The sequence below is a fragment of the Alteromonas lipotrueae genome (genome assembly GCF_019249215.1).
Lineage (GTDB): Bacteria > Pseudomonadota > Gammaproteobacteria > Enterobacterales > Alteromonadaceae > Alteromonas > Alteromonas lipotrueae.
Window position 1 is genome coordinate 160,250 of the sequence record NZ_JAESDI010000008.1, and the last position, 14,717, is coordinate 174,966.

Annotated in this window: 15 protein-coding genes and 1 tRNA gene; 9 read left to right on the top strand and 7 right to left on the bottom strand. The window is 42.9% G+C overall.

From position 1 onward, the window contains the following. Positions 1-17 precede the first annotated feature (17 nt). On the bottom strand, positions 18-1,883 hold the full coding sequence (locus JKP82_RS11210) for an alkaline phosphatase PhoX (RefSeq protein WP_218397081.1): 1,866 nt from the start codon (positions 1,881-1,883) through the stop codon (positions 18-20). A 386-nt stretch (positions 1,884-2,269) separates the two neighbouring features. On the opposite strand from JKP82_RS11210, the gene JKP82_RS11215 reads away from it, so the two are divergent. After that, entirely contained in the window at positions 2,270-4,207 is a 1,938-nt protein-coding gene (locus JKP82_RS11215; protein ID WP_373996597.1) for a tetratricopeptide repeat-containing diguanylate cyclase, read from the top strand. A 10-nt stretch (positions 4,208-4,217) separates the two neighbouring features. Here JKP82_RS11215 and JKP82_RS11220 read toward each other — a convergent pair. Together JKP82_RS11220 and JKP82_RS11225 are read right to left on the bottom strand one after the other, a co-directional pair. Then, positions 4,218-4,294: transfer RNA gene (locus JKP82_RS11220), tRNA-Val, on the bottom strand. Between the two features lie 143 nt (positions 4,295-4,437). After that, positions 4,438-5,520, bottom strand: a complete 1,083-nt coding sequence (locus JKP82_RS11225) for a patatin-like phospholipase family protein (RefSeq protein ID WP_218397083.1) — start codon at positions 5,518-5,520, stop codon at positions 4,438-4,440. A gap of 257 nt (positions 5,521-5,777) precedes the next feature. On the opposite strand from JKP82_RS11225, the gene hmgA reads away from it, so the two are divergent. Further along, on the top strand, positions 5,778-7,079 hold the full coding sequence (gene hmgA / locus JKP82_RS11230; RefSeq protein WP_218397140.1) for a homogentisate 1,2-dioxygenase: 1,302 nt from the start codon (positions 5,778-5,780) through the stop codon (positions 7,077-7,079). A 320-nt stretch (positions 7,080-7,399) separates the two neighbouring features. Further along, the gene (gene hppD, locus JKP82_RS11235) at positions 7,400-8,473 is read left to right on the top strand and encodes a 4-hydroxyphenylpyruvate dioxygenase (protein WP_159531109.1); all 1,074 of its coding nucleotides are present in this window, start codon (positions 7,400-7,402) and stop codon (positions 8,471-8,473) included. Positions 8,474-8,597: 124 nt separating this feature from the next. Here the strand turns inward: hppD and JKP82_RS11240 are convergent, their stop codons facing one another. After that, entirely contained in the window at positions 8,598-8,966 is a 369-nt protein-coding gene (locus JKP82_RS11240) for a VOC family protein (RefSeq protein ID WP_159531111.1), read from the bottom strand. Positions 8,967-9,369: 403 nt separating this feature from the next. Between JKP82_RS11240 and JKP82_RS11245 the strand changes: the two genes are divergently transcribed. The 6 genes from JKP82_RS11245 (at position 9,370) to JKP82_RS11270 (ending at position 12,704) form a co-directional block, all read left to right on the top strand. Beyond that, a complete protein-coding gene (locus JKP82_RS11245) occupies positions 9,370-9,759 on the top strand; it encodes an ACT domain-containing protein (RefSeq protein ID WP_159531113.1) in 390 nt (129 codons plus the stop codon). Beyond that, positions 9,759-10,262 (top strand): PTS sugar transporter subunit IIA, encoded by a 504-nt coding sequence (locus tag JKP82_RS11250; protein ID WP_218397085.1) that lies wholly within the window; start codon positions 9,759-9,761, stop codon positions 10,260-10,262. Before JKP82_RS11245 ends, JKP82_RS11250 begins: the two co-directional genes overlap by 1 nt. Before the next feature lie 84 nt (positions 10,263-10,346). Further along, a complete protein-coding gene (locus tag JKP82_RS11255; RefSeq protein ID WP_159531117.1) occupies positions 10,347-10,694 on the top strand; it encodes an ArsC family reductase in 348 nt (115 codons plus the stop codon). Next, positions 10,688-11,821: a succinyl-diaminopimelate desuccinylase gene (gene dapE, locus JKP82_RS11260; RefSeq protein ID WP_159531119.1), complete on the top strand. Its 1,134-nt coding sequence runs from the start codon at positions 10,688-10,690 to the stop codon at positions 11,819-11,821. Before JKP82_RS11255 ends, dapE begins: the two co-directional genes overlap by 7 nt. Then, positions 11,818-12,501 carry a M15 family metallopeptidase gene (locus tag JKP82_RS11265; protein WP_218397087.1) on the top strand — a complete coding sequence of 228 codons (684 nt, stop codon included), beginning with the start codon at positions 11,818-11,820 and terminating at the stop codon, positions 12,499-12,501. The genes dapE and JKP82_RS11265 overlap by 4 nt, the downstream gene beginning before the upstream one ends. A gap of 35 nt (positions 12,502-12,536) precedes the next feature. Beyond that, positions 12,537-12,704 carry a DUF2897 family protein gene (locus tag JKP82_RS11270; RefSeq protein WP_159531123.1) on the top strand — a complete coding sequence of 56 codons (168 nt, stop codon included), beginning with the start codon at positions 12,537-12,539 and terminating at the stop codon, positions 12,702-12,704. 81 nt (positions 12,705-12,785) lie between these two features. Here the strand turns inward: JKP82_RS11270 and JKP82_RS11275 are convergent, their stop codons facing one another. The 3 genes from JKP82_RS11275 to astE form a co-directional block, all read right to left on the bottom strand. After that, positions 12,786-13,112, bottom strand: coding sequence for a heavy metal-binding domain-containing protein (locus JKP82_RS11275; RefSeq protein ID WP_013784663.1), 327 nt, complete (start codon positions 13,110-13,112; stop codon positions 12,786-12,788). 115 nt (positions 13,113-13,227) lie between these two features. Continuing rightward, positions 13,228-13,629 carry an HIT domain-containing protein gene (locus tag JKP82_RS11280; RefSeq protein WP_159531125.1) on the bottom strand — a complete coding sequence of 134 codons (402 nt, stop codon included), beginning with the start codon at positions 13,627-13,629 and terminating at the stop codon, positions 13,228-13,230. Next, positions 13,622-14,659: a succinylglutamate desuccinylase gene (gene astE, locus JKP82_RS11285; protein ID WP_218397088.1), complete on the bottom strand. Its 1,038-nt coding sequence runs from the start codon at positions 14,657-14,659 to the stop codon at positions 13,622-13,624. Before astE ends, JKP82_RS11280 begins: the two co-directional genes overlap by 8 nt. Positions 14,660-14,717: the final 58 nt, after the last annotated feature.

Here is a 14,717-nt window from a genome sequence, read left to right on the forward strand (position 1 = left end):
GAATTAAAAGGAAAAACTTACTTATCTGCTGGCTCGTACATCCACAGCGTATTGTTTTCCTGGAAGCCGTCTTCACCAATTAAAATGCGACCATCGTTCATTACAACTACGTTGTCAGGTTGAGATAGCTGATCTACGTCACAGCGTTCTGCACCAGTTAGGCTTGACCGGAAAGTGCCGCCCATAACAACAGGTTCGATGCGGGTGATGTCATAGCCAGCTTCAAGACGTGCACGATAAACACCGCCACAATCTTTAACACGAGCTGAAAGCTGAATATCACCTTCATCATCAACCATAGTGTTATCTAAATCGGCAATACCGATATAGAGGTAAGCATTCTCAACCACTTCACCGTCAATGGTATCGGTACCTTCCACGGCTTCTTCAGCGCGTTTAAGGTTAATTGAAATACCTTCAAGCTTACGCCATTCTGCAGTGGCCCCTTTCGCGCGAGCAGCAGCTCGTGATTCTAAGAATGCGACACGGTCGTCCATGGGTTCGCCAGCCGTTTGACTGCTTCCGCCATCTTCAACAGTAGGGTAAGTAGCATCGCCATTTGCCCACGCTTCTACATCAGCCATCGTAATGTAAGAGCTTTGGCCTTCTACATAGTCATCAGTGCCAATGCCATTGTATTCATCAACCCACGCACGAATAGTCATGTTGTCGCCACTGGCAAGTTCAACCCACTCAACCGCAAAGCCCGTTGTGGCTGGGTCGTTTTGGCCAATATCTTGAGTTAATTTTGCGCCATAGAGCGTACCTGCTGAAAGGTCTTCAGCTGTATCAGCAACAAATTTGAACAGCACACCACCGGTATCATCTTGCGACAGATAAACGGTTTTTCCATCAGGCATTACTGTCGAGTTTTCATGTTCGTAACGGCCCATTGCTAGGTGTTTAACAATAACTGGCTCATCTGCAAGCGGCTCGGTCACTTCGGCAATGTAACCATAATTATATGGGTTTGACGCATCTGGTGCGGTCATTTGCCACATACGACCAAGGCGCGCTTCAGTGGCTACCGCTTCAGGATTATTCCAGTTAGGCGATGTAGTTGAATCTACCGAAGAATCAACGACCCACTCTTCTGAGGTTAGCGGAGTATTCCAAGGTGACATTGAACCAAAACAGTTGGCCGCTGTGCCCCATACTGGCGAGAAATCAAGCATCATGGCTTCGGTGACTTGCCACATACCAAAGTCATCTTTTTCAACTTTCATTCGGCTCATGCCACCTGGAAGTTCTTCCCAGTTTGAGAACAAGTAGCCTTCGCCAGCATCGGTAGAAATGAACCCATTAAAATCTGGCATATCGTTTTCTAAAACCAGCTCTTCGCCATCTAGTGTATAGATGTGGCCTAGCCCTTCAGGTAACTCAGTACCAAAAGTGTCGCCCGTTTGACCAAGTACTTGGTATTGACCAATAGCTGAAACCACCACTTCTTTTTCTTCATCAGAAGCAGGTACAGGTGAATTAGGCAGCGTAACAGGTAAGTTATTGAAGTTAGCACCGGCTAACACACCTACCGTTCCTGTATTAATAGGCATGGCATTAACGTCGTTAGTCACTGAGTTAGTGCCTGATGGATGTTGCACGTTGAAGAAAAGATCGCCTTCGTCGGTCAAGAAAATTCCGGTAACTTCTGCACCTAAAGGAACTGTCGCAATACGGGTTAATGTTCCCGCTGTATCGCCTTCTTCACCTTTATCGCCTTGCTCTCCCTGTTCACCTTGTTCTCCAACAGGGCCTTGCTCACCAATTGCTCCCGCGACACCATCTTCACCGTCATCGCCTTCCAATGAACAAGCAGAAATACCAAAGGCTACCGCTAAAGCTAGCGCCGAATATTTTAAATCGCGTAAACGTTCAATTTTCATCAACTATCCTTTTTATAATCGTTAGGTTGAGATGAGACTGCTTCCTTCATCTCTAAAATGGTCTTAGCGGCAAATATAGTGAGGACGTTATATGACTGGCCCATTACACATTGCTTACATAAAATTGAAGGTTTCTTGACAAAGGTAAAGTTGGCCACCTTGATACAAAGAAATAGGTGTGATAACTAATGAGTAGAGATAACCCTGTTTTTTATCGCGTTCAGATAGCTAACTAGGTATGTAAATTAACAACCATGATGCAAACAATATCTGTTCAATTTATACCCATTGAGTAAGTATAACTTTGTAAGCATAAGCCATTAATTTTTCAGCTAATGCTATAGTGCTAGGAGCAGTTAATATCTACTGGTTTATAAGTGATAATTATCGATAAAAATTTTCAGAATAAAGGGTTATTTAACGCGCGTTGGCTTAACGCTTTGGCGATCTTACTTTTTTTATGCTTGACTCAAATGTCTGAGGCTCAAACTAGTCTTGCATCCGAAAGCGCTTCAAACCCATTTTTAGGCGTTCCCGATTTTGAAAGTACACGCAGCGTTATTAATGACATTAGGCAAAACAAACTTGATTACCTGCGCAACAAAGAAAAACTAGAAAGTGCCTTTAAAGTCAGCAAGGAAAAAGGCTGGGAGGAACTTCACTTAGAAGCAGCAGCGCTTTATTCTGAACTCCTCTTTAGAGAGGAAAAATATGCCGATTTAATGGCTCATTTATCACACTATTTAAATGATAACGAATTAGTAAAGCGAAAAGATATTTATCTACTTTTCTTAGAGACTAAACTAAAGGCTCTTGCCAGATTAGATGATCCCACCCCAGCAAAAGATCTTTCTAAAAACTTAGAAGCGCAAATCTCGCAACACTCACTAAATGAAAAAATCATTATTTTTCGCGCTTTGGCTTATTACTATACGGCTAATGATGCGTTGAGAAAAACGCTAAGTGCAGCGTTAGAGGGCCTTGAATTAGCAATAAAAAGCGATGACTTCCCTTCGCAAGGCTATTTTTACAGAAAGATAGCAGATGCTTATGGGTACTTAGAGGAAGATGAGGACAAAGCAGTAAGTTACGCAAAAAAGGCGGTAGAGACATTCGAGAAAACAAATGATGGGCTTTTTACGGCAAAAGCGTATTGGAGCTTGGGTAATATACTTCTTGAGACTGGCGATTCACAAAATGCCTTAGTCTATCTAAACAAAGCCTTAGCCTATTTTAAAGACGTTAATATGAATAAAGGGCTCGCTTTTGCCCAATACTCAATTGCAAATATTCAATATCTTCAGGCCAATTACGATAAAGCCTTATCATTAGCAAAAGAAAATATCGAACTTGCTCGCACCGCGGGCATTGATGATATGCATCTTGCGTCTATGATTTTACTTTCGAATATTTATGTAAAACAGGGCCATTTAGATAAAGCCGAGCAAGTCAATGACGACGTTTTTGCACTTGTAGATAATTTTAGTCGAAGCATTTATAAAGCGGATTTTTTCAGTGAACGCTATACATTGAAGCGAGAACTAAACCGCATTGATGATGCATTTGATGCCATAGAAAAAAAGCTTTTGTATACTAAAAAACACTTTGAGGCCACCAGCGAAAGCAACATTAAAGCCTTACAAGTACAGTTTGAAGTAAAAGAAAAAGAAGACACAATCCGTAAGTTAGAATACCAAAAAGATATTAGTAACCTTCAAGCTAAAGAGGAATACCAGCAAAAAATTATATGGCGCTTAAGCACTACTATTGCTTTTATTTTAGTTCTTGTCGCCTTGATTTTAGTTTACAGACAATCACTCCAACGTAAAAAATATCATCGTATGGCATCCACCGATCACCTGGCGAACTGTCTTAATCGTCGGGGAATACTGGCTACTGCCAACACTAAACTTGCGCAACAAAACATAACGGTCGCCATAGTTGATTTAGATTACTTTAAAAAAATTAATGACGAATATGGACACGATGTGGGTGATTTAGTGCTGATTGCTTTTGCCAATGCTGCAAAAGAGACACTGTCTAAACATGATCATTTTGGCCGTTACGGCGGCGAGGAATGGTTATTCGTTTTACATTCGTCGGACGAAATTGTAGTTCACCAGATGTTTGAGCAGCTAGCTGCAACTTATCAAAAGTACTGCAACAACATCGATGCCATTAAGGAAGATTTAAGCATGACGTTTAGCGTTGGGGTATCGCTTGGGAATAAATCGAACAGAACATTAGATACGTTAATTAAGCATGCCGATAATGTGCTCTATCAGGCAAAAGAAAACGGTAGAAATCAGGTGATAATAAATTGAATCTAAGAAGTGGTGCGACTACCCTGATTCGAACAGGGGACCTCTACCATGTCAAGGTAGCGCTCTAACCAACTGAGCTATAGTCGCAACTATACTTCGGCAGAACTGCCTGAAGGACGGCGCGTATCATAGCGATGCGCAGTGCGTCCTGCAAGCTTATTTTGTGTTTAAGGTGTGTGTTTGATTGATTTGCCACCATTTATTGAAAAAGTGAGCCTTTTCACACCGAATTAAGCGTTTTCGCGCTGCATAAATGGCAACGGCTTGATTTTATCAACAATGCTGCCATCACTCGAAATTTTCATAAAGTACTCCCCTAACCTATCGGTTTCTTGCAATACGGTTTGCCAGTACTTAATACGGGTAGTGGCATCGAGTTGCTCGAAGTCTTTTCGATCTGGAATTTTACCATATGGCAGGCTTGCAACGAACTCGGCAGAAGGCACAAGCATGACCACATTATCGTAACTGTTTTTATGTGCAACACGGCGCTTTAGCCCTTTATCGAACCACCCCGGAATGGGCTTAGGGTAAAAGTGTGGATATAACACTAAACCTTTGTCAGGGCCAAATTCTAGGTCAAAATGATAGTCAACAATACCACCATCACGATACATAGCTTGCGGGGCACCCGCAATATCTCGTATTCCTTCTAGAACAACAGGAATAGCACCGGAAGCAAGCAGTGCGTTATGGATATTTTCGTTATTTAATTGGTAATGCTCGGTGGGTAATTGATACGGGTCTTTAATTGAAAATTCAGTATTAGGCGACGAAAAAATACAGCGGGTGTAATAACGCCCCAGGTTTTTCCGCGTAACCGCGTTAGCAGCAGCACTCATAGCAAGGCCAGACAGCTGCGAAAACTTATGCTCGCGTCGAGTCGCGCCTAGGCATTTGGCGACGAAGATGTGTGCTTTAAATCGCTCGTTGGCCAACACCTCTTTTTTGCCTTCGCTATTGACCATTTCTTTTACCAAAGCTTCTGCTTTGCGGGTTATTTCCGCAGGCGTTGGTTTATCACTATAAGTGGTGGTTGAATAGGAAGTGGCTAGCCGATTTATGGCTGCAAGCGGGTCATCTTGAACTGCACAGATAGCCCTAAATGCACCCGCAGACGACCCTATAACATGTATTTGATGTGCGACATGACTAAACCACTCAGGAAACAGTACTCTGTCTAACCCTGCAAGTGAAAACCATTTTGGACCGCCTGAAGCGCCGAGAAAATAACTAAATATTTCGGGGTGAAAGCCTAGCTGCTTAATGGTATTCATTGCCCCATTGCCGGCATAAATTTCTAGCGGTGCCACGTGTTGTCTCTACTATGATGTTTGCGTCTAATTTATCAGTAAAAGCTGTAAAATCAATGAGCCGTCCATCACCTTTATGAAACCAGTACTATAAGTGGGCGCTTATGTAGGAAGTTTCCACCTGTGTAAACAAATCATCACACATCACCATTTCGCAAAAACCCTATCGGCACCACGCAATTGATTTACTTATTATTAATATTTACGCTACATAAATAGAAGCGTTAAGCATCAGTAGTATTTAAAAGGTGGGTATGGTGAATCAATTAACTTATTTGTCGGGTTTTAATAATGAGCATGAAACTGAAGCCTTGCCTAATGCACTACCCAAAGGGCAATTTAGCCCGCAGAAAGTTAATTATAAACTTTACGCTGAGCAGTTCAGCACCAGTGCTTTTACAACGCCCAGAGCCGAAAATAGACGCAGTTGGACTTATCGAATACGACCCTCTGTCGCCATGGGTGATTTTTCACCTTATAAAAACACACAGCTTCAAACTGGCCCTGAAACGCAATCGCCGTGCCCGCCAAATGTAATGCGTTGGGATCCTATCCCCCTTCCCGATGAGAGTAGCAACATAGACTTTATTGAAAGTTTAGTGACCATAGCCACGAACGGCGACGCTAATCAGCAAACCGGTATGGGCATTCACTGCTACAGTGCGAATTCGTCTATGGGGAATAAGGTATTTTACTCATCCGACGGTGAGATGCTGTTCGTTCCACAACGTGGAAACATGGAAGTGAAAACTGAGTTTGGCAAATTACACCTAACCGCGGGTGAAATTATGGTGATCCCTCGTGGGGTTCGCTTTAGCGTTGCCCCTATCGATGGCGCAATTCGTGGGTATATTTGTGAAAACTATGGGCAGTCATTTGTTTTACCAGAACGAGGACCCGCAGGGGCAAACGGGTTTACCAATCAAAGAGACTTTTTGTACCCCACTGCGTGGTTCGAAGATGTAGACACGCCCCATGTCATCATTAACAAGTTTTGTGGCCATTTATACCAAGCCCCGCTTCCGCATTCGCCCTTTGATGTAGTGGCTTGGGTGGGTAATTCAGCGCCTTACAAATATGATCTTAAGTGTTTTAACGTGATCAATACCGTCAGTTTTGACCACCCCGACCCTTCCATATTTACGGTACTGACCTCGCCTTCTGAACTTGAAGGCACTGCCAACGTTGATTTTGTCATTTTCCCCCCACGCTGGATGGTGGCTGACAACACCTTCCGCCCGCCTTATTTTCATAGGAATGTGATGAGTGAATTTATGGGGTTAATTGAGGGTAGTTATGATGCTAAAGAAAAAGGCTTTGCGCCTGGCGGTATGAGTTTACATAATTGCTTTACCCCTCATGGCCCCGAAGCTTCTGTATTTGAAGCTGCCTCGAATGCCGCATTAGCCCCACAGAAATACGAAAATACACTGGCGTTTATGTTTGAGTCTCGCTTTCCTATCGCCCCAACTGAGTTTGCACTTAGTACCTCTCTTCGCCAAACAGACTATATCGATTGTTGGAAAGGATTAACGAAGCATTTCGACGGTAAGATATAGGCACCAAAATAGTGGGTATTTTCTTAGTATGTATTCATATATGAACATTACTCGGTTGCGCACAAATAAAAATAAAACATTTAAATTCATATATTTAAAATATTAAAAACGAGATGAAATTGCGTTTTAACACAGCTGAAAACTAAACGTTACACTTAAAACGTAACAACAGCTCGCGCCATGTCTTAACACTCTATTGCCCTTATATTTACCTCGACATTACAATCTAGTCTTCTATTTATATCCGCCTTTGCATGAGTTCAATAACAAAAACTATTCAACTCGTACAAAGGCACTGACTTCAGTAAGCGAGAAAGAAAATGGCAGACGTATTTGAAAACCCAATAGGGTTAGATGGTTTTGAGTTTTTAGAGTTTACCGCGCCTAAAAAGGGTTTATTGGAGCCTATGTTTGAAGCTATGGGGTTCACCCGTGTGGCCAGACACAAATCAAAAGATGTGGAGCTTTGGCGTCAAGGCGATATCAATCTTTTAAGTAACTATGAAAAAAATTGCCATGCTTCCTATTATGCCGAAGAACACGGCCCTTCAGCGTGTGGCATGGCCTTTCGCGTTAAAGACTCCCAGCACGCGTATTCTGAAGTGCTAAAGCGCGGCGCTCAACCTATGGACACCCACACGGGCCCTATGGAATTAAAACTGCCTGCGATCAGAGGTATCGGTGGTGCCATGCTTTATTTAATAGATCGCTATCAAGGTGAAAACACTATTTATGATATCGATTTCACGTGGATTGAAGGGGTAGATAGACACCCAGAAGGTTGTGGTTTCCATACGCTGGATCACCTTACTCACAATGTGTATCGCGGGCGAATGAATCATTGGGCAAAGTTCTACGAATCGTTATTTAACTTCCGCGAAATTCGCTACTTCGACATTAAAGGTGAGTACACTGGTTTACTTTCTAAAGCCATGACCGCACCAGATGGCAAAATTCGTATTCCTCTCAATGAAGAAGCGGTAGGCGGTGGCGGCCAAATTGAAGAATTTTTAATGCAATATAATGGTGAAGGTATCCAGCATATTGCCTTTGCTTGTGACGACCTTGTAAGTTGTTTAGATAAACTTAAAGCGAAGGGGATGAAGTTTATGACCCCGCCTCCTGATACTTATTACGACATGCTAGAAGAGCGTTTGCCCGGTCACGGTGAGCCTGTTGGAGAATTCAAACAACGAGGCATTTTGTTAGACGGTACCACTGAAGGTGAGTCTCCTCGTTTGCTATTGCAAATTTTTTCAGAAACCGTTTTTGGCCCAGTATTTTTCGAGTTTATTCAACGCAAAGAAGATGATGGGTTTGGAGAAGGTAACTTTAAAGCGTTATTTGAATCGATTGAGCGAGATCAGGTAAATCGTGGCGTATTAAATAAATAATAACCTTAACGCTTGCTCAAAAATTTACACATAGTGGTGTTAGCCCCCTTAGCTTCGAGCTGACATCACCATGTGTATCCATGTTCTATCCTCGCCGTGTACTTGCAATGAACTTGTATTACCCTTACGACTCTTCGCCTTGTTCATAAAGCGCACAACACGCCCCTGAGGGGTCTTTTATTATGCAAAAGCGTGATGTGCCATGGTGGCGAATGTCTCCTATTTGCTCCCCACCAGCACTTTTAGAAGCGGCTAACGCTGAGTCTAATTCGGCTACCGTGAAATACGGCACCCAACCGCCAGGAATGCTACTATTACAGCCTCGCTTGTTGCATATGCCGCCAGCAGGGCTGCCATCTTCTTTCATCATCACATAATCGTTATAGCCGCCCATGTCGAAGGCTTCTTTTTTCCAGCCCATTACATTGACGTAAAAGTCAGCTAAGCCGTCAGCGTCATCGGTGGTAATATCCATCCATAAACTGTCGCTCATTTCATTCTCCTTTTGAGGTTTAATATTTTTAAATTATCAAGTCAGTATTTAAGCTTAGTACTCATTGATAATTGCACAGCCATTGATAAAAAACCACGCAGAGATCGTGTTTATTACGTTGGATAAAAGAGAGCTGTGTCAAGACAAGAAATTGCAAAATAAGCAGAACAATTTTCAAATATGTATAGACAGAGGCTGTGGAAAATGCTTGTGAATAGGTAAATGTTATCCACTGGCTATTGTTTGTACAGTTTATTTTATTGTTTAATTTCAATATCTTAAACAAAAGCCCCAAACTACTCAACAAACTTATCCACAGATTAAGTGGATAACACGTAGCACTTAACCACAGATAGTGTTTTAATGTGGATACTTTGATTGAAACCTTTTTTTCCGGTTATTCATGCCAAAACAAACACTCGCGGTACTTCCCCAACAATTTACGATCCACAGCCTAGATGGCGACAGTGCAATTCCTTCAAATGTACTTCAAAGCCCGCTTTTTTTCTTGGGCAAAACAGAAGATGAACTGTCTATCGTTATCCCGTCGAACGTAGACGTTGATTCACTCGATTCTGACGAAGGCTGGCGAGCACTTGAACTGCTCGGCCCGCTGCATTTATCTATGGTGGGTATTATGGCGCAGATTGGTGCTGTACTTGCCGCAGTAAAAGTCTCTATCTTTGTTGTATCTACGTTCGAAACCGACTTTTTCCTTGTGAAAGATAATAAACTTGCTGATGCAAAAAAGGCATTAAAAAATGCAGGCTATACGGTACTTGAGGGTAAGTAGTGTTGATAGAAAAGCAACTAACCAAGCCTCCTGAAAATTTTAAAAAAGCCATTCCTATCGCCGCACCAGTTTCGGGCCATTGTATTTTACTGCAACACGTAAATGATGACTTGATAAACGCTGGGGCATGGGGGCCGGGTATGGCGCTTGTTACCGCTTCCAGTAAAGTGGTCTCCCCGTTTAATGCAACAGTAGTGAAAATAGATCCCCTAGACTACTCAATAGAAATTAAATCTTCTTTTGGGCTTAAATGTCGAATCAAATATGGTTTACACACCCAGATGTTGCATGGGGCTCAGTTTTTAACACAGTTGAAACGAGGCGAGAAGATAAAAGCAGGCGCCATGTTATTTAGTGTAAATTCTGCGTGGCTAAAACAACAAGGCGTGGAAAATATTTGTATAATGACCTTACTAAATGCCACAGCCCTATTAGGCGTGCTACCTACGCATCAAAAATTTGTTGATGCGTATAGCGACACGTTTATAACCCTGTATATATAGGCAAATTCGAACCCTTTTTGAAAATACATAATAACCAGCTTATTATGCACTTACACTAACTTCACGCTGTAAGGGAGTATCCTTTTGAGTACAACAATGTATGGCATCGCAAATTGCGACACGATTAAAAAAGCGAAGAAATGGCTTACCGAGAACAACATCGAATTTACTTTTCACGATTATAGAAAAGACGGCATAGACGCTGATTTTCTTGCCGAAGCTGAAGCCAACCTTGGTTATGAAGTGATGTTGAACAAACGTGGTACTACTTTTCGCCAACTTGAAGACAGTGATAAAACAGATATCACCCGCGAGAAAGCGTTAGCCTTGTTACTTGAACACCCTGCGATGGTGAAGCGCCCTATTTTAAATCATAGTGGTACGTTTCATATTGGCTTTAAGCCTGCGCAGTATGAGGAAATATTTTGTTAAACGATAACGTAATAGACATCGCCAAAAACTTGATGAACAGGCGTTCGGTAACCCCAGAAGATGAAGGCTGCCAAGAAGCCATGAAAGACTTCTTAGGTACCTTTGGGTTTAACAACGAAACCATGGTGTTTGACGATACCACCAACCTTTGGTCTCGCCGTGGTACCGAAGGCCCTGTTTTTTGCTTTGCTGGTCACACCGATGTGGTACCTAGTGGGCCAGAAAGCGCATGGAAAACCCCGCCTTTTACGGCTACTGAAGTAGACGGGTATCTACATGGCCGTGGTGCTGCCGACATGAAAGGCAGTTTGGCCGCAATGTTAGTGGCAACGCGTAAATTTGTGGCTGATTATCCTGATCACAAAGGCAGTATTGCGTATCTTATTACCAGTGACGAAGAAGGCCCATTTATTAATGGTACTACTCGTGTCATTGATACCCTTGAAGCGCGAAATGAAAAAATTACCTGGTGTGTGGTTGGCGAACCATCCTCTACCGATGAAGTGGGCGATATTGTTAAAAATGGTCGACGAGGCTCGCTCACCGGAGACCTTACGGTTAAGGGCATTCAAGGCCACGTTGCTTACCCCCATTTAGCAAAAAACCCCGTTCATTGTGCCACACCAGCATTAACTGAATTGGCACAATCTCATTGGGATAATGGTAACGAGTTTTTCCCGCCCACCAGCTTCCAAATTTCAAATATTAATGGCGGTACCGGTGCAGGCAATGTGATCCCTGGGGAACTTCATGTGTGCTTTAACTTCCGGTTTTCAACCGAAGTGACAGATCAAGAACTGATCAAGCGTGTTACGACTATCTTGGATAAACACGAACTTGATTACGACATAAAGTGGACGTTTAACGGACAGCCTTTTTTGACCGACTCAGGCCCGTTGTTAACGGCTACGGAAAAAGCAATTGCTGATGTACGTGGCAAGCCCACCATTTTATCTACCGCAGGCGGCACATCTGATGGGCGATTTATTGCGCCGACTGGCGCACAAGTTATTGAGCTAGGACCAGTAAATGCCACTATTCATAAAATAGATGAATGCGTGAAAATGAGTGATTTAGAGGCATTAAGCGACATGTATTACGGTATTTTGGTAAATCTACTCGCATGAACCCCGCTACCTGGTTAGGGCAAGATAATCCTCACCTTGTTGATGCAGGAAATGGACACTTCCTGCATGCTAACGTGCTAGCCGCTTTTGTTAATATGCAACAAGCCGCCCATAATGACGGTATAGATTTATGCTTAGTAAGCAGCTTTCGTCACTTTGACAAACAGTGTGCTATTTGGAATAGAAAATGGCGTGGCGAAACGGCGCTGTTAGATAACGAGGGCACTACATTAAACCCGAATACGTTATCAGACGTAGAAAAACTGCATGCAATACTGATGTGGTCAGCGTTACCTGGCGGTAGTCGACACCATTGGGGAAGTGACTTTGATGTTTATGACAAGCACGCGGTTGAACAATGGGGCGGTAAGTTTTCGTTGGTTGATAGCGAATATCGTAAAGGTGGGCCTTGTTTCTCGTTAGCTACATGGCTTGAAGCGAATATGAGCACCTTTGGATTCTTTCGCCCATTTAGCGAAAATAAAGGTGGCGTAGCATGTGAGCTTTGGCACCTAAGCCATCGGGCTGTTGCCACTGAGTTTGAACAAGCGCTTTCGCTGGCTGAACTGACTACTGCCGTTGAACTCAGTAGCATTGAAGGTAAGGCTGTTGTGCTTGAGCATATTGATGAAATTTACTATCGCTACGTGTTAAATCGTGGCGTGAGTTGGGTTAGGTAAGCTCTCACAACTAAAAAGCTTTAATGGAGACAGTGATGGATACGCTTTGGGTTGTCATTATTATCGTTATTGTATTGGGCGTGGTGATTGGCAATATTACACTGTTAAAATACAGCGCTAAATTTAAATTCCCAACACCGCTTAAAAAGAACGATGATAAGCAAAAGAAAAATGGGTTTGAAGATGAAGAGGACGACTGGTAAAACAGTCGCCCTATATTAAGCGCCCCACATTAAAATTGCTCAAATCTGGGCGTAAATCTGACCCCGCCCGCCTGCTATTTTTTAAAGCGGCGACGTTTTTACAGCAGTACCGCTAATGCTCACCATCAACATACTGCCTTTGTCACCAATAACTTGGTAGTCAAGATCTATCCCCACAACTGCGTTAGCACCCATGCTACGCGCCTCGTGCTCAAGTTCTGTAAACGCTAGTTTTCTTGCCCGCGTTAACTCTTCTTCATATGAACCAGAACGGCCACCTACAATGTCACGAATAGAGGCAAATAAATCTTTTACTATGTTAGCGCCCATTACGGCTTCGCCAACTACAATGCCATAGTAGGCTTCAATTTTTTGGCCTTCCAAAGTAGGCGTAGTTGAAATTATCATGGGTTGCTCCTTGCTGAGTAGTTATAAAAATTTGGTTTATTATTTTGGCCTTATAGTAGACCATTAGATATCTTGTTGAAGTGCTAATCACATAGCACCTGGTTATCCTAGCCTATTAAGATAATGCCTGCTTCAGCACGTCTACCAATTCGGTCGCTTTGTCTTCAGGGTAAGCCACAACGGCTTGCGCGCCCCAAATTGGCTTTGGCCATGCGATATCACTTTTATACCTTGCAACATGGTGAATATGCAACTGACTCACCACATTACCCAGTGCCGCTACGTTTAATTTATCGGGTGAAAATTGCGATTGCAGTAAACGGCTCACCTGTGCCGACTCACTTAAAAACTGTTGTTGTTGGACATCTGACAACTCAATGATTTCAGTTACCCCATCTACACGAGGCACCAATATCAGCCATGGAAACTGACTATCATTCATCAGTAAAACCCGACAAAGGGGTAAATCGTGGATAAAGAACGTATCAGCCTCTAGCCTTGCATCTAACTTAAACACTGAGTTTCTCCAGCTTTGTAGGTACAACCGTTAATAAAGCGCGCTGTCCTATTGCCACATTCGCATTAGGAAACACTATCGCTTCGCCGTCTTGCTGCGCAGTATAGGTAGCACCGGTTTCGGTCGCCAATACCGTGCCTTTAGCATAATCGGTAAAATTAGGTGTGTCGTCATCGAAATGCAACGTGAAATCGTTTTGATGGCGATTAATGACTTGATTCACGCGATAAATATCTAACGAGTCTATATCAACGTCAGGTCTAAAATCATCTTCACAAATAAGAGCAGTAATTGATTGTTTCGCCGCTTCGAACCGGCTCATGTCGTTTTGACCAAACGGTTGCACTTTACCCAGTTCGACGGTAAAGGCATGCGCTTGGTGCTGCACTGAAGAAGAGTAGCTAAACGTTGTGGTCGCTGACTCAGACAGCAATATGGTTTGAATACCACACGCGGCTAAAAATCCAAGCTGGCTTTTGCTGTGCGCTTTACCATGTAAATACGGGTATACCGCAAACTTTTCATTTTTAGACTCACGAATAGCTGTATGTAAATCGTAGTGGTATTTCTCATCACCAGGAAGTGCCACAGAGAAAAATGCTGTTATCGCGTCTTCCAGTACTTTAGCCCGTTTGCGCTCACTGTTGTTGCACCCTTCCCCTTTGGAGTGAGCACCATTAAACAACCGGTTCATGTTTTCTTCTACAAATCTTTCGGCAATATCCATGGCGGGTAAGTTGCCAAATAGAAAAAGTACGCGATGGCTAAGCTCGAGCTTGTTAGTAAGAATATGCTGTACCAGCTCGTCGCATATTTCGATGGGGGCCGTTTCATTTCCATGAACGCCGCTAGATAGCACAACATGCTTATTAATAGACGTTTTCGCAACGGGCGTGAAGGCGATAATTCCGGGTGCAGTAATAGTAACGTCAGTACCATTGTCTAACGTAAATTGAATCGAAGAGGTAAATAACTCTGGTTGAGTTCTAGACAAAGAAAGAAAATTTCCTTGCTCGATAAGTTGTTGCATACAAAAACCAATAGTAGCTTGAATAGCGCTAGTTTAGCGATTCAGCCAAGCGAATGCA